The 21,710-nt window shown below is 67.1% G+C and carries 20 protein-coding genes; 9 read left to right on the plus strand and 11 right to left on the minus strand.

Annotated elements, in window-relative coordinates; genetic code table 11:
• The first annotated feature begins 86 nt into the window (after positions 1–86).
• Positions 87–2,078: a prolyl oligopeptidase family serine peptidase gene (locus tag IB228_RS08660; RefSeq protein ID WP_192198127.1), complete on the plus strand. Its 1,992-nt coding sequence runs from the start codon at positions 87–89 to the stop codon at positions 2,076–2,078.
• Between the two features lie 78 nt (positions 2,079–2,156).
• On the opposite strand, the gene cyoE is transcribed toward IB228_RS08660, so the two are convergent.
• The 4 genes from cyoE to IB228_RS08680 are packed head-to-tail and all read right to left on the minus strand — an operon-like array spanning position 2,157 to position 5,506.
• Positions 2,157–3,038 carry a heme o synthase gene (cyoE, locus tag IB228_RS08665; RefSeq protein ID WP_183640409.1) on the minus strand — a complete coding sequence of 294 codons (882 nt, stop codon included), beginning with the start codon at positions 3,036–3,038 and terminating at the stop codon, positions 2,157–2,159.
• On the minus strand, positions 3,035–4,180 hold the full coding sequence (locus IB228_RS08670; RefSeq protein ID WP_192198128.1) for a COX15/CtaA family protein: 1,146 nt from the start codon (positions 4,178–4,180) through the stop codon (positions 3,035–3,037). Before IB228_RS08670 ends, cyoE begins: the two co-directional genes overlap by 4 nt.
• A gap of 13 nt (positions 4,181–4,193) precedes the next feature.
• On the minus strand, positions 4,194–4,763 hold the full coding sequence (locus IB228_RS08675; RefSeq protein ID WP_192198129.1) for a hypothetical protein: 570 nt from the start codon (positions 4,761–4,763) through the stop codon (positions 4,194–4,196).
• A 26-nt stretch (positions 4,764–4,789) separates the two neighbouring features.
• A complete protein-coding gene (locus tag IB228_RS08680; protein WP_192198373.1) occupies positions 4,790–5,506 on the minus strand; it encodes an SURF1 family protein in 717 nt (238 codons plus the stop codon).
• A 77-nt stretch (positions 5,507–5,583) separates the two neighbouring features.
• Here IB228_RS08680 and IB228_RS08685 point away from each other — a divergent pair, with 77 nt between their 5' ends.
• The gene (locus IB228_RS08685) at positions 5,584–5,802 is read left to right on the plus strand and encodes a twin transmembrane helix small protein (RefSeq protein ID WP_183640400.1); all 219 of its coding nucleotides are present in this window, start codon (positions 5,584–5,586) and stop codon (positions 5,800–5,802) included.
• A 152-nt stretch (positions 5,803–5,954) separates the two neighbouring features.
• Here IB228_RS08685 and IB228_RS08690 read toward each other — a convergent pair whose 3' ends face one another.
• The 6 genes from IB228_RS08690 to IB228_RS08710 are packed head-to-tail and all read right to left on the minus strand — an operon-like array spanning position 5,955 to position 10,678.
• A complete protein-coding gene (locus tag IB228_RS08690) occupies positions 5,955–6,833 on the minus strand; it encodes a cytochrome c oxidase subunit 3 (RefSeq protein WP_183640398.1) in 879 nt (292 codons plus the stop codon).
• A 28-nt stretch (positions 6,834–6,861) separates the two neighbouring features.
• Positions 6,862–7,437 carry a cytochrome c oxidase assembly protein gene (locus tag IB228_RS08695; RefSeq protein ID WP_141454509.1) on the minus strand — a complete coding sequence of 192 codons (576 nt, stop codon included), beginning with the start codon at positions 7,435–7,437 and terminating at the stop codon, positions 6,862–6,864.
• Complete coding sequence (locus tag IB228_RS19930; RefSeq protein ID WP_255431422.1) at positions 7,434–7,568, minus strand: hypothetical protein; 135 nt, start codon at positions 7,566–7,568, stop codon at positions 7,434–7,436. Before IB228_RS19930 ends, IB228_RS08695 begins: the two co-directional genes overlap by 4 nt.
• A gap of 24 nt (positions 7,569–7,592) precedes the next feature.
• Positions 7,593–9,206, minus strand: coding sequence for a cytochrome c oxidase subunit I (gene ctaD / locus IB228_RS08700; protein ID WP_183640395.1), 1,614 nt, complete (start codon positions 9,204–9,206; stop codon positions 7,593–7,595).
• Between the two features lie 31 nt (positions 9,207–9,237).
• A complete protein-coding gene (gene coxB / locus IB228_RS08705) occupies positions 9,238–10,146 on the minus strand; it encodes a cytochrome c oxidase subunit II (protein ID WP_225562361.1) in 909 nt (302 codons plus the stop codon).
• Positions 10,147–10,198: 52 nt separating this feature from the next.
• The gene (locus tag IB228_RS08710; RefSeq protein ID WP_141454512.1) at positions 10,199–10,678 is read right to left on the minus strand and encodes a DUF2244 domain-containing protein; all 480 of its coding nucleotides are present in this window, start codon (positions 10,676–10,678) and stop codon (positions 10,199–10,201) included.
• Positions 10,679–10,901: 223 nt separating this feature from the next.
• Between IB228_RS08710 and putA the strand changes: the two genes are divergently transcribed.
• From putA to IB228_RS08725, 3 genes are all read left to right on the plus strand, one after another.
• Positions 10,902–14,120 (plus strand): bifunctional proline dehydrogenase/L-glutamate gamma-semialdehyde dehydrogenase PutA, encoded by a 3,219-nt coding sequence (gene putA, locus IB228_RS08715; protein WP_192198131.1) that lies wholly within the window; start codon positions 10,902–10,904, stop codon positions 14,118–14,120.
• Positions 14,121–14,251: 131 nt separating this feature from the next.
• Positions 14,252–15,385 carry a GGDEF domain-containing protein gene (locus IB228_RS08720; RefSeq protein WP_192198132.1) on the plus strand — a complete coding sequence of 378 codons (1,134 nt, stop codon included), beginning with the start codon at positions 14,252–14,254 and terminating at the stop codon, positions 15,383–15,385.
• Between the two features lie 84 nt (positions 15,386–15,469).
• On the plus strand, positions 15,470–16,672 hold the full coding sequence (locus IB228_RS08725) for a GGDEF domain-containing protein (RefSeq protein WP_192198133.1): 1,203 nt from the start codon (positions 15,470–15,472) through the stop codon (positions 16,670–16,672).
• A 99-nt stretch (positions 16,673–16,771) separates the two neighbouring features.
• Here IB228_RS08725 and IB228_RS08730 read toward each other — a convergent pair whose 3' ends face one another.
• Positions 16,772–18,136, minus strand: a complete 1,365-nt coding sequence (locus tag IB228_RS08730) for an outer membrane protein transport protein (RefSeq protein WP_183640383.1) — start codon at positions 18,134–18,136, stop codon at positions 16,772–16,774.
• 227 nt (positions 18,137–18,363) lie between these two features.
• On the opposite strand from IB228_RS08730, the gene IB228_RS08735 reads away from it, so the two are divergent.
• The 4 genes from IB228_RS08735 to IB228_RS08750 all read left to right on the plus strand — a co-directional run bounded on the left by IB228_RS08735 (position 18,364) and on the right by IB228_RS08750 (position 21,705).
• Positions 18,364–19,050 carry a rhomboid family intramembrane serine protease gene (locus tag IB228_RS08735; protein WP_141454517.1) on the plus strand — a complete coding sequence of 229 codons (687 nt, stop codon included), beginning with the start codon at positions 18,364–18,366 and terminating at the stop codon, positions 19,048–19,050.
• A gap of 60 nt (positions 19,051–19,110) precedes the next feature.
• Complete coding sequence (locus IB228_RS08740) at positions 19,111–19,431, plus strand: DUF1820 family protein (protein ID WP_183640377.1); 321 nt, start codon at positions 19,111–19,113, stop codon at positions 19,429–19,431.
• 84 nt (positions 19,432–19,515) lie between these two features.
• Positions 19,516–20,784, plus strand: a complete 1,269-nt coding sequence (locus tag IB228_RS08745; protein ID WP_192198134.1) for a cation:proton antiporter — start codon at positions 19,516–19,518, stop codon at positions 20,782–20,784.
• 63 nt (positions 20,785–20,847) lie between these two features.
• Entirely contained in the window at positions 20,848–21,705 is an 858-nt protein-coding gene (locus IB228_RS08750; protein WP_183640372.1) for a class I SAM-dependent methyltransferase, read from the plus strand.
• The last annotated feature ends 5 nt before the right edge of the window (positions 21,706–21,710 follow it).

The raw sequence follows: 21,710 nt of genomic DNA on the forward strand, positions 1-21,710 counted from the left end.
CCGCATCGCGGCCAACCTCCGACACTGGCCGGGAATGACGGAACGTGGTTAACCTCGGGCTCTTTCATCCCGGGGAGAACCTTCGCATGACCCTTCCTTCCGGCAGATGCCTGCCGTTGCTGCTCTCCGTGCTCGCGCTTCCGGCGCTGGCCCAGAGCACCGCGACGCCCTCCCAGGCGCAGGCACGCGAACAAGTCGGCAATCGCACCACCGAATACGTGCCGGCGATTCCCGCCGAACTGACCGAGCGCCTCAATCGCTACCAGAACACGCGCGGCGCCGGCTTCGCCGGCTGGACCCGCGAGGGCTGCGTGCTGATCACCACCCGCTTCGCCGAGACGAACCAGGCCCATCGTGTCTGCCAGCCGATGGGCATGCGCGAGCAGCTGACCTTCTACCGCGAGCCCATCAACAGCGTCGGCACCGCGCCGGCGAAGTCCGATCGGGATGGCTTCGTGTTCGGCAAGGACGTGGGCGGCAACGAGTTCTGGCAGTTGCACTGGTTCGACCTGGCAACCCGCGAAACCACCCTGCTCACCGACGGCAAGGCGCGCAACCAGGGGCCGTTGTTCTCGCATGACGGCAAACAACTCGCCTGGAGCAGCACCGCCCGCAACGGCAAGGACACCGACGTCTGGGTGATGGATCTGGCCACCCGCAAGGCGCGCACGGTGGTCACCGAAGGCGGCCAGTGGAGCGCGATGGATTTCTCGCCGGATGGCAGGACGCTGCTGGTCAACCAATATGTATCGGTCAATGAAACGCATCCGGGCAAGGTGGATCTGGCCAGCGGCAAGCTCACCCTTTTCCCGGTCGAGGGTGGCAAGGCGGCGTCCGGCGGATTCCGCTACGCGGGCGATGGCCGCGGGGTGTTCTACGTCTCCGACGAGAACCTCGACGGCAAGCCGCAGGAGTTCAGCACCCTGCGCTACCACAATCCCGCCACGGGCGAATTCAAGGTGGTCAGCGCGGACATTCCCTGGGACGTGGATCAGCTGGACGTTTCCGACGACGGTCGCCATGTCGCCTACGTGAGCAACGAGGACGGCATCGATCGCCTGCATGTGTTCGCCTGGCCGTCGTTCCAGCCGGTCGCATTGCCGGAACTGCCCATCGGCATCATCGGACGCATGGGCTTCTCGCCCGACGGCGGCAAACTGGCGCTGACCCTCAACACCGCCACTTCGCCCAGCGATGTCTATGTGATCGATCTGGCGGCGGCGAAGCTGGCCCGCTGGACGCGCAGTGAAGTCGGCGGACTGGATGCCGGCGGCTTCGTCGCGCCCACGCTGGTGCGCTATCCGACCTTCGACCAGGTGGACGGCAAGCCGCGTACCATCCCGGCGTTCTACTACAAGCCGGCCAAGCCGGCGAAGAATGGTCGCCATCCGGTGCTGATCGACATCCATGGTGGCCCGGAAGGCCAGTCGCTGCCCGCCTTCAATGCCGGCATCCAGTACCTGGTCAACGAGATGGGCATCGCCGTGCTGGTGCCCAACGTGCGCGGATCCTCCGGCTACGGCAAGACCTACGTGCAACTGGACAACGGCTTCAAGCGCGAGGACTCGGTCAAGGACATCGGCGCGCTGCTGGACTGGATTGGCCAGCAGCCGGAACTGGATGCCAGGCGCGTGGGCGTCTACGGCGGCAGCTATGGCGGCTACATGGTGCTGGCGTCGCTGATGCACTACAGCGACCGCATCCGCGCCGGCATTGACGTGGTCGGCATTTCCCACTTCGGCACGTTCCTGAAGAACACGGAAAGCTACCGCCGCGATCTGCGCCGGGCCGAATACGGCGACGAACGCGATCCGGCGATGGCCGAGCACTTCGAGAAGATCTCCCCGCTCAACCACGCCAACCGGATCACCTCGCCGCTGTTCGTCGCCCAGGGACGCAATGACCCTCGCGTGCCCTATACCGAGGCAGAGCAGATCGTGAAGGCGGTACGCGGCAATGGCCAGCCGGTCTGGTACCTGGAATTCTCGGACGAAGGCCACGGCTTCCAGAAGAAATCCAACAGCGACTACTTCAGTGCCGCCTCGATGCTGTTCTGGCAGCGCCACCTGCTGGAGTGACGCACCCGCCACGCGTCCGGAAAACGGAAAGGCCCGCTCGCGCGGGCCTTTCTTCATTGCGGTAGGTTCATCCCGCGACTACAGCCAGTGATCCACCAGCAGGAACGCGAACAGCGCCATCAGGTAGACGATGGAGTAGTTGAACATCCGCATCGCGAAGAACTCGTCCGGCGGATCCAGCAGGCGCCAGGCGTACCACAGGAACACCAGCCCCAGCACCAGCGCGCCGCCCAGGTAGAACAGGCCGCTCATGCCGAACACCACCGGCAACACGGTCACCTCCACCAGCAGCACCGTGTAGAACAAGATCTGCCAGCGTGTGTAGGTGACGCCATGGGTGACCGGCAGCATCGGCACCAGCGCGCGCGCGTAGTCCTCGCGGCGGAAGATGGCCAGCGCCCAGAAATGCGGCGGCGTCCACACGAAGATGATCAGCACCAGCAGCAGCGCGTGCGCCCAGTCCCACTCGCCGCGCATGCCCGTCATGGTGGCCCAACCCAGCAGCGGCGGCGCGGCGCCGGCGATGCCGCCGATGACGATGTTCTGCGGCGTCGCCCGTTTCAGGAACACGGTGTAGACCACCGCGTAGCCGATCAGCGAGGCGAAGGTCAGGATCGCGGTGATGACGTTGACCCATAGCACCAGGATCGCCATCGACAGCGCCGCCAGGCACAGCGCGAACACCAGCGCCTGCCACGGCTTGACCTGCCCCACCACCAGCGGACGCCAGGACGTGCGCGCCATCTTGGCATCGATGCGGGTGTCCAGCAGCTGGTTGATCGCCGCCGCGCTGGAGGCGGCCAGCCAGATGCCGAGGAAGCCCAGCGCGCCGCGGCGCAGCTGATCCAGGTCCGGCAAGCCATCGATGGCCAGGAACATGCCGACGATCGCGGTGAACACGATCAGCGCGACCACGCGCGGCTTGGTCAGGTCCCAGTACTGGCGCAGTGCGATGCTCATTCGGGCTTGCGCAGGCGCGCGATCAGCGAGACCAGGGTGAACAGCAACAGCACCGCGCCGGCATTGTGCGCGACCGCGACATGCAGCGGCAGGTTTAACTTCACGTTGAGGATGCCGAGGGTGAACTGGGCAATGATCAGCAGCACCAGCAGGGTGGCCCAGCCACGCATGCCCGGCGTGCGGAACAACCGCACGCCCAGGCCCAGCACGTACAGCGCGACGATGACCGCCATGATCCGGTGGGTCATCTGGATGGCGATGCGTGACGCGCCGTCCAGCACGCCGCCTTCGTAATCCACGCCGATGCCGCGCCACAGGACGAAGCCTTGGCTGAAGTCGGCCGGCGGCCACCAGCGTCCCACGCACTTGGGGAAATCCAGGCCGCATGCGACCGCGGCGTAGTTGGCGCTCACCCAGCCGCCCAGCGCGATCTGGATGCCCAGCAGCACCAGCCCGCCAATCACCCAGCGGCGCAGCGACACCGCATCGGCCAGCTTGATGGGCTGATCGGTGGCGCGCCAGGCCATCCATACCAGCAGCGCGAACGTGGTCAGGCCACCGAGCAGATGCCCCATCACCACGATTGGCTTGAGCAGCCAGGTCACCGTCCACATGCCCAGCAGCGCCTGGAAGATGATCACCGCCAGGGTCAGCGCACTGACCCGCGCCAGATCCAGGTTGGACCAGCGCAGCGCGGCGAACAGCAGGATCGCCTCGCCGATGATCGCCAGCACCGATGCGGCGACATGTTCGCCATGCATGTACAGCGGGATCGCGGTAGCGACGAACGCCGATGCCAGCAGGATGGTGGCGATGCCGAAGCGGCGCCGGCGCGCGGCCAGCAGCGACAGGATCAGCACCAGCATGCCCAGGGTGGCGGCGATGTGGCGGTGCACCTGCTCGCGCCAGGCCTTGTGCGTCTCGAACGGACGGATCGCGCTGGCGGCGTGTTCCACGACTTCATGCGTGCTCTGCGGCCAGGTGGCGCGGCCATAGCAGGTCGGCCAGTCCGGGCAGCTCAGGCCCGCGTTGGACAGGCGAACGAAGGCGCCGAAGATGATCACGCACAGCGCCAGGCCGACGGCGAGCCAGGCGATGCGATGGAAATGGCGATACAGCACGGGCCGGGCGACGGCATTCATCTCGGGCGCACCCTCAAATCAGTTTCAGCAGCTTCGCGACGTCCTTGTACAGGCCGCCGGCGTCGAAGCCGGGCGGATAGCGCAGGATCACGAAACCATGGGGATCGATGACATAGACGGGCACGCCCTTGGGATCCTGCAGGCGCGGCAATGCCGCCAGCAGTTCCGGCGAAGCCTGCAACTGGCGGCGTGCCTCGGTCGCCGGCGCTCCCGCCGGCAGCGGGCCGATCCAGAGAATCTCCACCTTGTCGGCGTTGTGCCCGAACAGACGCCAGACCTTGTCCAGGTCCTGCGCCAGCTTCAGGCAGTCGGCGGCGCAATCGGCTGGCGGCGCCACCACGATGCGCCAGATCCGTTCGCCCGGCTGCCAGGCGTAGGGCTGGCCATCGACCAGGCGGGGCACGATCTGGCGGGCGTCGGACGGCGGTTGCAACATTTCGCCGTTGTTCTTGTGGCCAGCAGGCTGCCAGCCGGCGAAGCGCAGGACGCCGGCACCGAACACGGTGCCGAAGAACAGGGCGAACAGCGCGACCAGCATCCAGCGTCCGCGGGCGCGGCCGGCATCGGGGGGCATCGAAGTCATCCGGCTATTTTCTCATGCACGGCGGCTCAGCGCTCCTGCTGTCGGCGACGGCCACGACGACTCACCACCAGCGCGGTGATCAGCACCGCCAGCGCCAGCCCGAACCACTGCACCGCATAGCCGAGGTGGCGTTCGGGCGGCAGCGTGTTGGGCAGGATGTCGAGATCGCGCGCATAGCCCAGCGGCAGCGCGGGATTGGGCCGGAACACGCGCGGCGCGAGCGCCGGCAGTTCCAGGTCGCGCGCCAGTGCGGCCATGTCCAGTCCAGTGACCAACCGGTCCCCGCTGGACTGGGTCGCGCTGACTGCCTTGACCAATCCCTCGGCGGGCGGAGGCGCGAGCAGGCCGCTCAGGGTGTACGCGCCCTCGGGCACCGGAATCGCCGGCAGGCGCCGATCGCCGGGCAGCGGCAACCAGCCCAGCTCCACCAGCAGCGGCGGCGCGCCTTCGGGCTGGAACACCCGGTAGGCGCGGATGCCCGCGCGCCCCTCGCGGTTCTGGTTGTCCAGCAGCACCGCCGGCCCCGGCAGGAACCGGCCATGACCGGAGGCCCAGGCGTAGTCGCCACGCGATCCCGGCCGCGCGGCGTCGGCCAGCGGGACCGCCCGGCGCTCACTCAGGATCTTCTGCGAGGCCGCAAGCATGGCCTCCTTCTGCTTGGCGCGTCCCAGCTGCCAGGTGCCCAGGCCGCAGAACAGCGCGATCACGGCCAGGGCCAGCGCCCAGCCGACCGCCAGCGGCATCCGCCGGCGGCTCACGCGCGATTTCCCGTCGGCTGCAATAATGTGTTCATGCCCGCTGCACGCCCTTCGAGGCACCCATGAATGATTCGTTGAAAACCCTGCTGATCATCGCGTTCCTGATCCTCATCATCTGGAACCTCGGCGCCGGGCTGTATTACCTGCTGGTGGACAAGGGCCAGAGCAAACGCACCGTCAACGCCCTGACCCGCCGCATCGGCCTGTCCGTGGCCCTCATCCTGCTGGTCATCCTCGCCATCTACATGGGCTGGATCAAGCCGCATGGGGTGGGAGCCTGATGGCGCTTTGCGCCGGGATTCGGGATTTGTGATTCGGGATTCGAAAGCGGCCTTCGAATCCTCCAGATGAAAAAAGGCGACGGGCTGACCGTCGCCTTTTCTGCATCGGGGACCGGAAACGAATCCCGAATCCCCAATCTCCAATCCCGTCCTTACAGCACGTACACGAACAGGAACAGGCCCAGCCACACCACGTCGACGAAGTGCCAGTACCAGGCCACGGCTTCGAAGCCGAAGTGGTCGTCCTTGGTGAAGTGGCCGCGCGCGCAGCGCAGCCAGATGATCGCCAGCATGATCGTTCCCAGCGTCACGTGCGCGCCGTGGAAGCCGGTCAGCATGAAGAAGGTCGAACCGTAGATGCCCGAACCCAGGGTCAGGTTCAGCTCCTTGTAGGCGTGGATGTACTCCTCCGCCTGGAAGAACAGGAACACGCAACCCAGCAGGACGGTCAGGCCCAGGAACACCAGCAACTGCTTGCGGTGGCCCGCCTTCAGCGCGTGGTGGGCGATGGTGATGGTCACGCCCGAGGTCAGCAGGATCAGGGTGTTGAGCAGCGGCAGGCCCCAGGCCGGGATGGTCTGGAACTGGCCACCGACCTGGCCGGGGCCGGCGCTTGGCCAGGCCGAGGAGAAGCCGTCCCACAGCAGCGCGTTGGTCATCACGCCGTCGCCTTCGCCGCCCAGCCACGGCAGCGCGAACTGGCGGGCGTAGAACAGCGCGCCGAAGAACGCGGCGAAGAACATCACTTCGGAGAAGATGAACCAGACCATGCCCATGCGGAAGGACACGTCCACCTGCTTGTTGTAGTTGCCGCTGACCGACTCCCGGATCACGTCGCCGAACCACATGAACAGGGTCGCGCAGAGCAGGAACACGCCGGCGAAGAAGGTCCACTTGCCCCAGGCGGCGTCGTTGAGCCAGCTGGCCACGCCGACCATGGTGACGAACATGGAGATGGAGCCCACGAACGGCCACTTGCTGCTGTGTGGCACGAAGTAGATGTTGGCGTCTGGCGAATGAGCTTGTGCCATGGCGTGTCTTCCGGTTCCTAAGGCTCGATCAGGGTGCCGCGTGCGGCGAATTGGACGCGTTGCCCGCGCCCAGTTGCGCGGTCATGGCATCGTTCTTGTAGAAGGTATACGACAGGGTGATGGTCTTCACGTCGGCCGGCAGATTGGGATCGACGATGAAGCGCACCGGCATGTCGCGCACTTCACCGGCCTGCAGGGTCTGGGCGGTGAAGCAGAAGCATTCGGTCTTGGTGAAGTAGCCCGAGGCGCGCGCCGGGGCCACCGACGGCACCGCGCTGCCCACGATCGGCCGCTGGCCGTCGTTGCGCGCGAAGTACTTGGCCTCGTACAGCTCGCCCGGCACCACCTGCATGGTCAACTGCTCGGGATGGAACGCCCACGGCAGCTTGGAGTTCACGCCACCGTCGAACTGCACGGTGACGACGCGCTTGGCCTTGACCTCGGCGACCTGGGCCTGGCCCGGTCCCTTTTCCAGGCGCACGCCGAACACCTTCTCGCAGGCGATCCGGTACAGCGGCACCAGCGAGAACGTCAGCACGAACACGCCCAGCGCCACGCCCACCAGCTTGAGCAGGCCCGCCGAATTGGACGCCTTGCCGCTCATGCGCTGAGCACCGCGCGCAGGATGAACAGCACGAAGATGGCGAAGGCCAGCCCGCCCACGATCCACGCCGTGCGCAGCACCGCCTTGCGGCGGCGCGCGGTTTCTTCCGGCGAGAGCATCGGAGCGTTCATGGACTCAGCCACCCGTCACCCGGCTCAGTGGGTCACGTCGCCGTGCGCCAGGTCGCCATCCTTGATGACCGGCGGGGTGCTGAAGGTGTGGTGCGGCGCCGGCGACGGCACGGTCCACTCCAGGCCACGGGCGTTTTCCCAGGCGCGCGCATCGGCCTTGGCACCGTTGCGCAGCGAGCTCCACAGGATGAAGGCCATCATGAAGGGCGTCAGGAACATGCCGAACGCGCCGATCGAGCTGACCAGGTTCCAGTCCGCGAACACCGGGTTGTAGTCCGGGATACGGCGCGGCATGCCGGCCAGGCCCAGGAAGTGCTGCGGGAAGAACAGCAGGTTGACGAAGATCACCGTCCACCAGAAATGGAACTTGCCGGCGGTCTCGTTGTACATGCGGCCGGTCCACTTCGGCCACCAGTAGTAGGTGGCGGCGATGATGGAGAACAGCGCGCCGGTCACCAGCACGTAGTGGAAGTGCGCGACCACGAAGTAGGTGTCGTGGTACTGGAAGTCCGCCGGCACGATGGCCAGCATCAGGCCGGAGAAGCCACCGATGGTGAACAGGATGACGAAGCCCACCGCCCACAGCATCGGGGTTTCGAAGCTCAGCGAGCCCTTCCACATCGTGCTGACCCAGTTGAACACCTTCACGCCGGTCGGGATGGCGATCAGCATGGTGGCGAACATGAAGTAGATCTCGCCGCCCAGGGGCATGCCCACCGTGAACATGTGGTGCGCCCACACGATGAACGACAGGAACGCGATCGAGGCGGTCGCGTACACCATGGCCTGGTAGCCGAACAGCGGCTTGCGGCTGAAGGTCGGGATGATTTCCGACACCACGCCGAACGCCGGCAGGATCATGATGTAGACCTCGGGGTGGCCGAAGAACCAGAAGATGTGCTGGTACATCACCGGGTCGCCGCCGCCGGCGGCGTTGAAGAAGCTGGTGCCGAAGAACTTGTCGGTCAGCAGCATGGTGACCGCGCCGGCCAGCACCGGCATCACGGCGATCAGCAGGAACGCGGTGATCAGCCAGGTCCAGCAGAAGATCGGCATCTTCAGCAGGTCGATGCCCGGGGCGCGCATGTTGAGCACGGTCGCGATGATGTTGATCGCGCCCATGATCGAGCTCACGCCCATCATGTGGATGGCGAAGATGCTGAAGGCCACGTTGGCGCCGCCTTGCAGCGACAGCGGCGGATACAGGGTCCAGCCACCGGCCGGCGCGCCGCCCGGCAGGAACAGGGTCATCAGCAGCAGGGTGAAGGCGAACGGCATGATCCAGAAGGACCAGTTGTTCATGCGCGGCAGTGCCATGTCCGGCGCGCCGATCTGCAGCGGAATCATCCAGTTGGCGAGGCCGACGAAGGCCGGCATCACGCCACCGAAGATCATGACCAGCGCGTGCACGGTGGTCATCTGGTTGAAGAACTCGGGCTTGACGAACTGCAGGCCCGGGGTCATCAGCTCGGCACGGATGATCACCGACATGCCCGCGCCGATGATGAACATGATGAAGCTGAAAATCAGGTAGAGCGTACCGATGTCTTTGTGGTTGGTCGAAAAGAACCAACGCTCGATGAAGCTCTGCTGGTGACCGTGGTGATCGTCGTGGTGATCGACGGCGGTGTGGGCCATGTTCGTGATCTCTTGCAGCTGAAGCGGACGATTAAGCCTGCGCCTGGGGCGCGGCCGGCTCGCTGGTGGGGGCGGCGTCGGTGGCCGGGGCCGGAACGGCCTGGCCATCGGCGGGCACGGCTTCCGCCGGCGCGGCGGGAGCAGCCGGGGCCGCCGGGGCCGGCTTCCTCTCTGCCAGCCACTTCTGGAATTCTTCCTTCGGCACCGCGCGCACGACAATCGGCATGAAGCCGTGGTCCTTGCCGCACAGCTCGGCGCACTGGCCGCGGTACACGCCCGGTTCCTTGATGTCGGTCCAGGCCTCGTTGACGATGCCCGGGATAGCGTCCTGCTTCCAGCCCAGCGCCGGCACCCACCAGGCGTGGATGACGTCGTCGGCGGTGATCACGAAGCGGATCTTGGTGTTGACCGGCAGGACGAGCTCGTTGTCCACGTCCAGCAGGTAGTGCGGGTTCTTGGCCAGGTCCGGCTTCTCGCCGCTCTGGCGGATGCGGTCGGACTCGCGGTCCAGGCGGCTGGTGAAGGACACGTCCTCGCCCAGGTATTCGTACTTCCACATCCACTGGTAACCGGTGACCTTGACGGTCATCTCGGAGTCGCGGGTGTCGTACATGGCGATCAGCTTGGCGGTCGCCGGCCAGGCCATGACCACCAGGATCAGCACCGGGATGACGGTCCAGATGATTTCCGCGGTGGTGTTGTGGCTGAACTGCGCGGCCACCGCACCCTTGGACTTGCGGAACTTGAACATCGCGTAGCCCATCGCGCCGAACACGATGATGCCGATCACGATGCACACGATCAGCGCCACCATGTGCGCGTCGTAGGCGTGCTGGGACGAGGCGGTGACGCCCTTGCCCATGTTCAGCTGCCACGGCTTCGGGTCCGCCGACTGCGCCCACGCCAGCGCCGGCGAAGCCAGCAGCGCGCAGGCCGTCATCAAACGCTTCCAATACCCATTCACTTGCGTCATTGCCTAGACCCCAAATGCGTCATCGGTTGCGACCGCTCGCGGCCGCCAGTAAATCCTGCAACTTGTCCGCCAGCTGCCGGCGCTCGCCCGGACCGAGGAAATTGCCCACCTCGACCCGGCGACCACTGGAAGCCAGCGAAATCCTTTCGCCATCCGCCTCGATACGGAGCCGCACCCAATAAGGATGCGCCCGGAACACCGGTCCGGCCTCGGGGGTGCGGCTGACTTCCACGACCTCCGGACCGATGGTGATGTCCTCACCCCGCTCGCCGCTGCGCCATAGCCAACGCAGCGCCGCGCCCACGAATGCGCTGTGCAGCAGGGCGAAGGCCGGTGCGAAGGCGTTGCCGGCCAGCCAGCCCAGCAGGGCCACCAGCCACATCGCCCCGGCCAGCGCGGCGAACAAGGCCACGAACTGGCGGGCCGTCAAAGCCCGGGGCGGTCGCAGCCGGAGCCGCGCGCCGTGGATACCCGGCAATGACGGAAGCACTTCGATCATGCTGCCAACCGCGCAACGAGGCCGCGGAAAACCCCTAAATGTTAGCCTCACCCCCCTGTTGCGGCAAGTTGCAATGATCTCGGTCAATCGGCCGGACCCCGCGCGCGCCGTTTCCGGCGGCCCCGGATGGCGTGAAACCCGCGCCATCCGGTTCCATCCATTCGCGAACGGTGGTCCGGCTCACTACACTATCGGGCTCCATCGCCCGCTTCCGATCACGTTCATGAGCTCCCAGCCCCAGTCCGGCACCGAGGCGGCCCCGCCGCCGGCGACCGCCGGCATCGTTTCCCCCGAACTCCCTGCCCCGCCGTCGGCCCTGCGGGCCGCCATCACCGCGGCCTGGCTGCGCGACGAAGCCGAACACGTGCGCGAACTGCTCGCCCAGGCCCGGCTGCCGGCCGACGAGCAGGCCCGCGCGCAGGCGCTGGCCGCCGATCTGGTCGCGCGGGTCCGCGCCCGCGCCCAGGATCAGGGCGCCATCGAGGCCTTCATGCGCCAGTACGACCTGGGCAGCGAGGAAGGCGTGCTGCTGATGTGCGTGGCCGAGGCGCTGCTGCGCATTCCGGACCAGGAAACCGCCGACAAGCTGATCCGCGACAAGCTGGGCGACGCCGACTGGGAAAAGCACCTGGGCCAGAGCGATTCGGTGCTGGTCAACGCCTCCACCTGGGGCCTGATGCTGACCGGCCGGCTGGTCAATCTCAACGATCTGACCCGCCACGACGTGCCCGGCGCCTTCAAGCGCCTGATCGGCCGCGTCGGCGAGCCGGTCATCCGGCTGGCGGTGCGCCAGGCCATGCGCATCATGGGCCACCAGTTCGTGATGGGCCGGACCATCGAGGAAGCGCTGGGCCGTTCGCGCAAGGGCGACAACGCCAACTACCGCTACTCGTTCGACATGCTGGGCGAGGGCGCGCTGACCTCGAAGGACGCCGCGCGCTATCTGGAGGCCTATCGGAAGGCCATCCATTCAATCGGCAAGACGGGCCCCTTCCCCGACGTCTTCGCCGCTCCCAGCATCTCCATCAAGCTCTCGGCCCTGCACCCACGCTACGAGCACGCCAAGCGCGCGCGGGTCATGCGGGAACTGGCGCCGGGCATCCTGGAACTGGCGCAGCTGGCCAAGTCGTACGGCATCGGCTTCACCATCGACGCCGAGGAAGCCGACCGGCTTGAACTGTCGCTGGATCTGATCGAGGCCACCTTCTCCGACCAGTCGCTGGACGGCTGGGAAGGCTACGGCCTGGCCGTGCAGGCGTACCAGAAGCGCACGCCCTACGTGATCGACTTCCTCGCCGATCTGGCCCGCCGGGTCGGCCGGCGCATGCCGGTGCGGCTGGTCAAGGGCGCCTACTGGGACGCCGAGGTCAAGCGCGCGCAGATCGACGGCCATCCGGGCTATCCGGTGTTCACCCGCAAGCCGAACACCGACGTGTCCTACCTGGCCAACGCGCGACGCATGTTCGAGCACGGCGACGCGCTGTATCCGATGTTCGCCACCCACAACGCACAGACCATCGCCGCGATCCGCTCGATTGCCCGGGGCCGCCCGTACGAGCACCAGAAGCTGCATGGCATGGGCGACGACCTGTACGCCGAAGTGATTCCCGCCGACCGCCTGGGCGTGCCCTGCCGCGTCTACGCGCCGGTCGGCTCGCACGAGGATCTGCTGCCGTACCTGGTCCGCCGCCTGCTGGAGAACGGCGCCAATTCCAGCTTCGTCAACCGCATCACCGACGAGAACGTGGCCATCGAGGACCTGATCCGCGACCCGGTGGAAACCGTGTCCGCGTTCGATTCCATCCCGCATCCACGCATCCCGCTGCCGCGCGATCTCTTCCGCAACCAGGCAGCCCCCATCCCGACTTCTGACAGGAACAACTCCATGGGCGCCAACCTCGCCAACGACAACGACCTGCGCGTGCTGGCCGAGCGCGTCAATGCCGCGGTCAAGCCGTGGCGCGCGGCGCCGCTGGTGCCGGGCGCGGTGGTCGCGGGCGCGGCGCTGCCGGTGACCAACCCGGCCGATCGCCGCCAGACCGTGGGTGAATGGCAACCGGCCGACGGCGCGGCGGTGGAAAAAGCGCTGCAGAACGCCGTGGCCGCACAGCCGGCCTGGGATCGCACCCCGGCCGCCAGCCGCGCCGCGATCCTGGAGCACGCCGCCGACCTGCTGGAACAGCGCATGCCCGAGTACATCGCGCTGTGCGTGAAGGAAGCCGGCAAGACCCTGCCCGACAGCGTCGCCGAAGTGCGCGAGGCGGTGGATTTCCTGCGCTACTACGGCGCCCAGGCGCGCGCGCAGTTCGGCGCCGCCGAACGCCTGCCCGGCCCGACCGGCGAATCCAACGAACTGCAGCTGCACGGCCGTGGCGTGTTCGTCTGCATCAGTCCGTGGAACTTCCCGCTGGCGATCTTCCTGGGCCAGGTCAGTGCCGCGCTCGCCGCCGGCAACAGTGTCATCGCCAAGCCCGCCGAACAGACCAACCTGATCGGCCACGCGGCGGTGAAACTGCTGCACGAAGCCGGCATCCCGGAAAGCGTGCTGCAGTTCCTGCCCGGCGACGGCGCCACCGTCGGCGCCGCGCTCACCAAGGATCCGCGCGTGGCCGGCGTGGCTTTCACCGGTTCCACCGAGACCGCTCGCGCGATCAACCGCTCGCTGGCCGCGCGCGATGCCGCCATCGGCGTGCTGATCGCCGAGACCGGCGGCCAGAACGCGTTCATCGCCGACTCCTCGGCGCTGCCGGAACAACTGGTCAAGGACGCCATCGGTTCGGCCTTCACCTCCGCCGGCCAGCGCTGCTCGGCCGCGCGCGTGCTGTTCGTGCAGGACGACATCGCCGACAAGGTGATGACCATGCTGGCCGGCGCGATGGAGGAACTGAAGGTCGGGGATCCCGGCTTGCTGTCCACCGACGTCGGCCCGGTGATCGACGCCGACGCGCTGAAGATCCTGGAGGACCACGCCGCGCGCATGGCCACCGAAGCCCGCCTGATCAAGCAGGCCAACCTGGGCGAGGACGCCGCCCACGGCACCTTCTTCGCGCCACGTGCGTGGGAGCTGAAGTCGCTGGACCAGCTGCATCGCGAGATCTTCGGACCCGCCCTGCACGTGGTGCGCTGGAAGGCCGATCAGCTCGACCAGGTGATTGACGCCATCAACGCCACCGGTTTCGGCCTGACCCTGGGCGTGCACTCGCGCATCGACGAGACGGTCGATCGCATCGCCGCGCGGGTCAAGGTCGGCAACGTCTACGTCAACCGCAACCAGATCGGCGCGGTGGTGGGCGTGCAGCCGTTCGGCGGCCAGGGCCTGTCCGGCACCGGCCCCAAGGCCGGCGGTCCGCACTACCTGCCGCGCTTCGCCACCGAAAAGACCGTGACCGTCAACACCACGGCCGCCGGCGGCAATGCCTCGCTGCTGACCTTGGGCGACTGAGTTCCGGCAGAGGCCGCCAGGCCGTCGTTCCCCCTCAGGGCCGCCTCGCGCGGCCCTGTTGTTTTGTGACGTAGTGCCGATAACATGCCCATGGGGATCCAGGGGCTGGCAGGCGGATGAGTTGGGCGGTTTTGCTGACGCTATTGAGCGACTGCCTGCTGGCGGTCGTGCTGTTCGTCCTGTTCTGGTACGTGGCGCGGGTGTCGCGCAACATCCAGGGCGTGTTCACCTGGGGCGCCGCGCACGTGGTCTACACGATCGGGGCGACCCTGTTCGACGCCGGCACGGCCACTTTCGCCGACACCGGCCTGGCAACCGCAGCCGCGCTGTCCACCCATCTGGGTTCGGCCGTCCTGTGCGGCGGGATGGCGGCGCTGGGCTGGGCGGTCGTGCAGTTCGCCCGGCGGCGCGCACTGCACCGGCTGGAAATCGCGGTCGTGCCCATGGCCGTCGCGCCGCCGCTGCTGGTCTGGGGCCTGGGCGGTGGCTGGGAGGCGCAGAGCGTCGTCCTCAATTGCGTGGAATTGCTGGTCCTGTTGTGGATGATCTGGCACCTGCATGTCCTGCGCGAGGATCCCTACCGGCTGCCGGCGCGGATGATGATGCTGGGGTGTGGACTGCTGGCGGTGCTGTACGGCAGCGTGGTGCCCGGGTGGTCGCTCAGCCATTTCGGTTTCGACGAGATCTGGGTCAGCGTGGACCTGTCGATCTGGTTCATGCTCAATTTCTGCATGCTGATGCTATGCAGCTTCCGCGCCGCCGAATCGCTCAAGCTCAGCGCCATGTTCGATCCGCTGACCGGTGCGCTGAACCGGCGCGGCCTGCACGGCGAACTCAGCAGTTGGCCGGATCGCGACCAGCCCGGACTCAGCGTCATCGCCATCGATCTGGATCATTTCAAGGCGATCAATGATCGCCATGGCCACGACACCGGCGATCGGGTCCTGCAACGCTTCAGCGAAACCGTGCGCAGCGGCCTGCGCAGCGATCAACTGTTCGCCCGCATGGGCGGCGAGGAATTCGCGGTGGTCATGCCGGGAACCGATCGCGAAACCGCGCGGCACCTGTCCGAGCGCCTGCGCAACCAGATGATGCGGCTGGAGTTCAGTCCTCCCGAGGGGCGCCCGTTCCGGGTGACGATCAGCCTGGGCATCGCTTTCGGGGGAAGCGACGGAGAGCCGTTCGTGGAGCTGATGCGACGCGCGGACGACGCGTTGTACGCGGCCAAGCGCAAGGGCCGCAACCGGGTCGAGATGCAACCCTGAATGCGGCCGTGGCGCTCCGCCGCGCCGCCTTCCCGCCGATAGCCGGAATTGGCCGCGTTCTGCGTTGGTACGGGGAACAGGACGTTGCACCGCGCCAAAGGCAAGACCGGCTTGATGACCACCGATTTCTACCATCTGCTGATTAGCGACTGCGCGCTGGCGGCGGTGCTGCTGGGACTTTTCTTCTACGTGTCGCGGGTATCGCGCGGCGTGCGCGGCATCACCGCCTGGGGCGTGGCCCATTTCGTCTACTCGCTGGGCGCGGCCCTGCTCGACGGCACCTCGCAGGTGGCTTCGCGTTCCGGCGCGCAGGATCTGGCGCATGCCATCGCCGGGCTGGGTGGGCTGCTGGCCTGTGCCGGCCTGATCGGCCTGGCGTGGTCGGTGATCCAGTTCGTGCACCAGCGCGCGCTCCTTCCCGGTGAACGCGCGCTCATGCCGCTGGCCCTGGCGTTGCCGCTGGGCGGCTGGCTGCTCTACGGCCATGGGGATATCCAGGACGCACAAGGCGCGGCGATGAGCGCGGTGGAGGTGTTCGCGCTGGCGGTGGTGATCTGGCAGCTGCGCCTGTTGCGGGCCGGCCCGGACCACGTGCCCGCCCGGCTGATGATGACCGCGTGCGTGGCGCTCCTGTACCTCTATGGCCGCGATCTCGCACATGCGCTGACCGGGCGTTATGGCCCGAATCCGTCATGGGTGAACGCGGATCTGTCGATCTGGTTCATGCTCAATTTCTGCATGCTGATGCTGGCCAGCTTCCGCGCCGCGGAAGCGCTGCGCCAGAGCGCGCTGCTGGATCCGCTCACTGGCGCATTGAACCGCCGGGGCCTGGACAGCGAACTGCGTTCCAGCGCCCGCTTCGTCACCCTGGAAGGCGGGCTCGCGGTGATCGCGCTGGACCTGGATCACTTCAAGGCGGTCAACGATCACCACGGCCACGAAACCGGCGATCAGGTTCTGCAGCGGTTTTCAGACGTGGTGCGCGGATGCATCCGCAGCAACGATCTGTTCGTGCGCCTGGGCGGGGAGGAATTCATGCTGGTGCTGCGCGAGACCTCGCCGGAAGTCGCGCATCGGCTGGCCGAACGCATCCGCACGCAGGTGATGTCGCTGGAATTCCCCGCGCCCGCTTTCCGGGTCACCGTCAGCCTGGGCATCGCCCACACCCGCTATCGCCACACCGGATTCAACGATCTGGTGCGGCTGGCGGACGAGGCCCTCTACGCGGCCAAGCGCAATGGACGCAATCGCGTCGAACTGCGGATGCATCCCGCGCCTGTGCTCTAGCTCGGGCAACACGCCCGCATTCAATGGCGCGATCACGGAAAAGAAAAACCCCGCCGAAGCGGGGTTTTCCGGTGTCGCGTCGGCAATGCCGGGATTCGATCAGAACTTGTAGTTGATCGAAGCCGCCAGCACATCGCCCGCCACGTCGTAGGAACCGGACAGCGTGCTGCCGGTCGCCGAGACCTGATCGACGGTCGGGTCCTTGGTGAACAGGTGGGTGTAGCCGAAGCTGTACTCCGCCTTTTCCGACGGCGCCCAGGTCAGGCCGAGCGACAGCCACTTGCGGCTGGTGTCCGGCACGCGCACGTCGCGGTGCTCGGCGGTGGTCGGGGTCTGGTCGTAGGCCACGCCGCCGCGCAGGGTCAGCGTGTCGCTCAGGCGGTAGTCCGCACCGATCGAGCTGAAGGTCGTGTCGCGGTAGTGGAACGGCAGCACGTTGTTCGGCTGGTTCGACTGGAAATCGACGGTGACCGCGTCGAACGAGGGCGCCCAGAAGGTGCGCGTCACGTCGGCCATGATGGTCAGCTTGTCGTTGACCTGGCGGGTGAAGCTCAGGGTCGCCGAGGCCGGCAGTTCGATGGTCGCGCGGCCACCGGTGTTCACGAACAGGCCGCGCGCGGCCAGCACCGCCTGGCCCTGGGTGGCCCGGGCATTGGTCGCCGTGAAGGTGGCCTTGCCGTTGGTGATCTCGTGCTTGACCTTGGAGCGGTAGCTCAGGCCGATGTGGGTCTGGTCGTTGACGCTGAACAGGCCGCCGACGGTGAAGCCCCAGTCATTGCTGCTGCCTTCGAGCTGGCTGTACAGGTCGGCGTTGCCCGGCAGGAAGCCAAGCGCGCCGCCGCCCTGCGAGAACATCACCGCGCCCAGATCGACGGCGTTGCTCAGATCCACTTCCAGGCGCTCGACGAACACCGACGCGCCGAAGGACACGTACGGGTTCACGTCATAGGAAATCGCCAGGCCGAGGTCGGCGGTCTTCAGGTCGGTCTTGACGCCATGGTAGCGGCCGACCCAGTTGCGGTCGTATTCGGTCTTGAAGCCGAACGGCACGGTCAGCGACGCGCCCAGGTGGGCCTTTTCGCCGATCATGGTGTGGAAGTACGCGGCCGGAACCGCTGCGATGGTGCCGGCGTCGCCGCCGTTGCCGCCGGAGATCGGCATGCCGGTGCCCGCACCGGTCGGACCGGCGAGGCGTCCGCCGCCCTCGAAATCAGCCGAGAAGCTGATGGCGCTGACGTCGGCCTGGAATTGGGTTTCCTTCATGTGGCGCATCGCGGCCGGATTGGTCGCGATCACCGAGGCGTCGCCCGGGGCGCTGCCCGAACCGGCGAACGCGCGGCCGAGACCCTTGGCACTGTTTTCCTTCAGCTGGAACGCGGCGCCGTGCGCCTGACCGAAAGCCAGAACGCCGGCAATGCCGAAGGCCAGCGCGGAAATACGGGCAAAACTGTTGACGGAATGCATGGTGTCTCTCTCCGGAGGACGTGGGTTACGGTCAATGCGCCGCTGGAAGCGACCGGCGTTATGCCCGCCGGTTCGTCCGCCGGAAGCCCCTCCCGACATACGACGCCGTATGCAGTATACCCATGTCTTCTAACCGAAAGCTAACAAACTCTTGGCACGGTCCGAGGGGTTTTCCTGAACAGGGAAACGACACGGGTGACAGGCACTGCGAGTTAAAGTGAGGCGGCATGTTCGTCTCCTTGCCCTCCCGCCGGAAGCCTTCGCTGCGCTGGGCCACGCCCGCGTTGCTGGGCCTGTTGTGGCTGGCGTTCCTGTGGGCGGCGATGCAACCGGATCGTGCGTTGCTGCTGCAGGAATGGGGCGCGTTGTCCGGCGGCCTGACCTCGTTGCCGGCCTGGCTGGCCGATCTCCAAGACGGCAGCGTGCTGCGCCTGTTCACCGCCTTGTTCCTGCATGCGGACTGGGCCCACCTGCTGGGCAATCTGGTGTTCCTGCTGATCTTCGGGATGCCGGCCGAGCGGACCATGGGGCCGTGGCGGTTCCTGATCCTGTTCCTGTTGGGCGGCGCGGTCGCCAACCTGGCCGCGGTCCTCACCATCGGTGCGCCCGACCGGGTGGTGATCGGCGCCAGCGGCGCGGTCTCGGCGGTGATCGGCGCCTACCTGGCGCTGTTCCCGACCGCCAAGCTCGGCGTGGTGCTGCCGCTCGGGCTGTTCCTGGAATTCGTCAAGGCGCCGGCCTCGCTGCTGATCGGCATCTGGGCGCTGCTGCAGGTGGTGTTCGCCTACACCGGCCCGGCCTTCGGCGCGGTGGCCTGGTCGGCGCACATCGCCGGATTCCTGTTCGGGGTGGTGTTCGCCCTGTTCGTCCGCGCCGCCATCGCCCGGCGCCTGCGCAAGCGGCAGGGCTATTGAAGCGGCGGCGGGGCGGCCTCACTTTCCCCCCATCGCATCGGTTTCCCCACTCCCCGCCCCATGGCAAAGAAGCTCTACAAGGTCACCTTCCTCAACCACAACAAGGTCTACGAGTTGTATGCGGGCCACGTGGGCGCCAGCGGTCTGTGGGGCTTCACCGAAGTGGGCGAGCTGGTCTTCGATCTGCACGACGGGCTGGTGGTGGATCCCACCGAGGAGCGCCTGCGCGACGAGTTCGGCGATACGCGTGTCCTGCACCTGCCGATGCAGAGCATCATCCGGGTCGAGGAAGTCGAGCGCAAAGGCCAGTCGGCCATCCGCGACGCCGCCACCGGCGAGAAGGTGGTCACCCCGTTCCCGCTGCCGGCCAAGCCGCGCTGACCGGCGCCGGCGGGTAACCGCCAGTACGCTCCGCCGTCCCCGCCGACCGCCTATGATGGCGCGTCGAGTCCCGGGGTTGTCTTGATGTCCACGCCGCAGTTGTCCGTCTACTTCTTCCTGCAGGCGGGCATCATCATCCTGGTCTGCCGCCTGGTCGGCCGCCTCGCGCAACGTTTCGGACAACCGCAGGTGGTCGGCGAGATGATCGCCGGCGTCACCCTGGGCCCCTCGCTGTTCGGCGCGCTGATGCCCGAGACCCAGCTGGCGCTGTTTCCCAAGCCGACCCTGGACATGCTGTATGTCGGCGGACAGGTCGGCGTGGGCATGTACATGTTCCTGGTCGGCACCGAGTTCCGCGCCGATCATTTCCGCGCGCGCTACCGCAGCGCGATGGCGGTGTCCTGGGCCGGCATCGCCGTGCCGTTCCTGCTCGCATTCGCGCTGGCGCCCTGGCTGCAGCACGTGCCGGGGCTGTTCTCGGACAAGACCCGCTTCCTGGAAGTCGCGTTGTTCCTCGGCGCGGCGATCGCGATCACCGCGTTCCCGATGCTGGCGCGCATCATCCACGAGCGCGGACTGACCGGAACGCCGCTGGGTACCCTGGCGCTCACCGCGGGCGCGATGGACGACGCCGCGGCCTGGTGCATCCTGGCGATCGTGCTGGCCAGTTTCGGCGGCAGTTGGGCGCAGGCATGGCTGGCGATCGGCGGCGGCATCGCCTACCTGAGCTTCATGTTGCTGGCGGGCCGGCGCCTGCTGGCACCGCTGGCCACGCGCGTGCCGGAGCAGGGACCGCTGCCGTCCTCGGTGTTGGCCTGGGTGATGGCCCTGTTCTTCCTGTGCGCATGGGCGATGGACGCCATCGGCATCCACGCGGTGTTCGGCGGCTTCATCCTCGGCGCCTGCCTGCCACGCGGCGTGCTCACCGAACGCCTGCGCGAACTGCTGCAGCCGATGGTGGTGGTGGTCCTGCTGCCGCTGTTCTTCACCTATTCCGGCCTGAAGACCCAACTGTCGGTGTTCATGGATCCGGCGATGCTGCTGCCGGCCATCGCGATCCTGCTGGCCTCGTTCGGCGGCAAGGCGATCGCCTGCTGGGCGGCGGCGCGATTGTCGGGCGAGCCGCCGCGTGACGCGATGGCGATCGGCGCCCTGATGAACGCCCGCGGCCTGATGGAACTGATCATCATCAACATCGGCCTGCAGGCCGGCGTCATCGAACCGGGCCTGTTCTCGATCCTGGTGATCATGGCGATCCTCACCACCCTGATGGCGACACCGTTGTTCAATCGGATCATGCGCGACCGCCGCGCCGCCAGCCCGCCGATGGCCGGGGATCCCTCGCTGCCCTGACCGTGCGGTTCGCGGGGATGGATGGCCTAGAATCGCCACTCCCTTCCCGCTCCCCGATCGGCCATGCGCAAGGATCTGCACGAAGGCAATCGCCATTCCTGGAATGCCGCCACCGTGGCGCACAACAGCCACAAGCGCGATCAGGCGTCGTTCTTCCGCGCCGGCGGCAGCACGCTGTTCCCGGAAGAGATCGCGCTGCTGGGTGACATCGCCGGCAGGAGGCTCATCCACCTGCAGTGCAACGCCGGCCAGGACAGCCTGAGCCTGGCCGGACTCGGTGCGCAGGTCACGGGCGTGGACATCAGCGATGCCGCGATCGAGTTCGCCCGCCAATTGGCGGGCGACGCGGGCATCCGTGCCGGGTTCGAGCGCGCCGATGTATACGATTGGTTCGAACGGGCACGGGCGGATGGACGGCGGTTCGACATCGCCTTCAGTTCCTACGGCGCGTTGTGCTGGCTGTCGGATCTGGATGCATGGGCAGGTGGATTGGCGGAAGTGCTGGAACCTGGCGGACGCTTCGTCTGCGTCGAGTTCCATCCGGTGGCGATGATTTTCGATCCGCAATGGCAGCCGAAGTATCCCTACTTCGCCCATGGCGAACCGCTGGTCTGGGAGGATGGCGTCAGCGACTACGTGGCACTGTCCGGCGAGGCGCTGGCGCCTTCCGGCAACCAGCCCGGCGTACGGGATTTCCGCAATCCGCATCCGAGCTACGAATTCCAGTGGAGCCTGGGCGAAGTCGTGGATGCGTTGTTGCGCGCGGGGCTGCGGCTGCGCCGGTTGCAGGAGTATCCCTACGCCAACGGCTGGCGTGGATTCGACGGCATGCGCGAAGCGCAGGGCCGGCGGATGTATCCGCCGGCGACGATGCCCAGCCTGCCATTGATGTACGGCCTGGTGGCGGAACGCTCCGCCTGACGCCG

It is taken from the genome of Pseudoxanthomonas sp. PXM04, assembly GCF_014851695.1.
GTDB classification, from domain to species: Bacteria; Pseudomonadota; Gammaproteobacteria; order Xanthomonadales; family Xanthomonadaceae; genus Pseudoxanthomonas_A; species Pseudoxanthomonas_A beigongshangi.

Bases quoted from the DNA above. Each gene is read 5' to 3' on its own strand.
- IB228_RS19930 (WP_255431422.1), bottom strand. From the start codon at position 7,568: ATGAACGCTCCGATGCTCTCGCCGGAAGAAACCGCGCGCCGCCGCAAG.
- IB228_RS08745 (WP_192198134.1), top strand. From the start codon at position 19,516: ATGTCCACGCCGCAGTTGTCCGTCTACTTCTTCCTGCAGGCGGGCATC.
- IB228_RS08685 (WP_183640400.1), top strand. From the start codon at position 5,584: ATGAATGATTCGTTGAAAACCCTGCTGATCATCGCGTTCCTGATCCTC.
- coxB (WP_225562361.1), bottom strand. From the start codon at position 10,146: ATGACGGCCTGCGCGCTGCTGGCTTCGCCGGCGCTGGCGTGGGCGCAG.
- IB228_RS08675 (WP_192198129.1), bottom strand. From the start codon at position 4,763: ATGACTTCGATGCCCCCCGATGCCGGCCGCGCCCGCGGACGCTGGATG.
- ctaD (WP_183640395.1), bottom strand. From the start codon at position 9,206: ATGGCCCACACCGCCGTCGATCACCACGACGATCACCACGGTCACCAG.
- IB228_RS08690 (WP_183640398.1), bottom strand. From the start codon at position 6,833: ATGGCACAAGCTCATTCGCCAGACGCCAACATCTACTTCGTGCCACAC.
- IB228_RS08680 (WP_192198373.1), bottom strand. From the start codon at position 5,506: ATGCCGCTGGCGGTCGGCTGGGCGCTGGCCCTGGCCGTGATCGCGCTG.
- putA (WP_192198131.1), top strand. From the start codon at position 10,902: ATGAGCTCCCAGCCCCAGTCCGGCACCGAGGCGGCCCCGCCGCCGGCG.
- IB228_RS08710 (WP_141454512.1), bottom strand. From the start codon at position 10,678: ATGATCGAAGTGCTTCCGTCATTGCCGGGTATCCACGGCGCGCGGCTC.
- cyoE (WP_183640409.1), bottom strand. From the start codon at position 3,038: ATGAGCATCGCACTGCGCCAGTACTGGGACCTGACCAAGCCGCGCGTG.
- IB228_RS08750 (WP_183640372.1), top strand. From the start codon at position 20,848: ATGCGCAAGGATCTGCACGAAGGCAATCGCCATTCCTGGAATGCCGCC.
- IB228_RS08735 (WP_141454517.1), top strand. From the start codon at position 18,364: ATGTTCGTCTCCTTGCCCTCCCGCCGGAAGCCTTCGCTGCGCTGGGCC.
- IB228_RS08730 (WP_183640383.1), bottom strand. From the start codon at position 18,136: ATGCATTCCGTCAACAGTTTTGCCCGTATTTCCGCGCTGGCCTTCGGC.
- IB228_RS08740 (WP_183640377.1), top strand. From the start codon at position 19,111: ATGGCAAAGAAGCTCTACAAGGTCACCTTCCTCAACCACAACAAGGTC.
- IB228_RS08670 (WP_192198128.1), bottom strand. From the start codon at position 4,180: ATGAATGCCGTCGCCCGGCCCGTGCTGTATCGCCATTTCCATCGCATC.
- IB228_RS08695 (WP_141454509.1), bottom strand. From the start codon at position 7,437: ATGAGCGGCAAGGCGTCCAATTCGGCGGGCCTGCTCAAGCTGGTGGGC.
- IB228_RS08660 (WP_192198127.1), top strand. From the start codon at position 87: ATGACCCTTCCTTCCGGCAGATGCCTGCCGTTGCTGCTCTCCGTGCTC.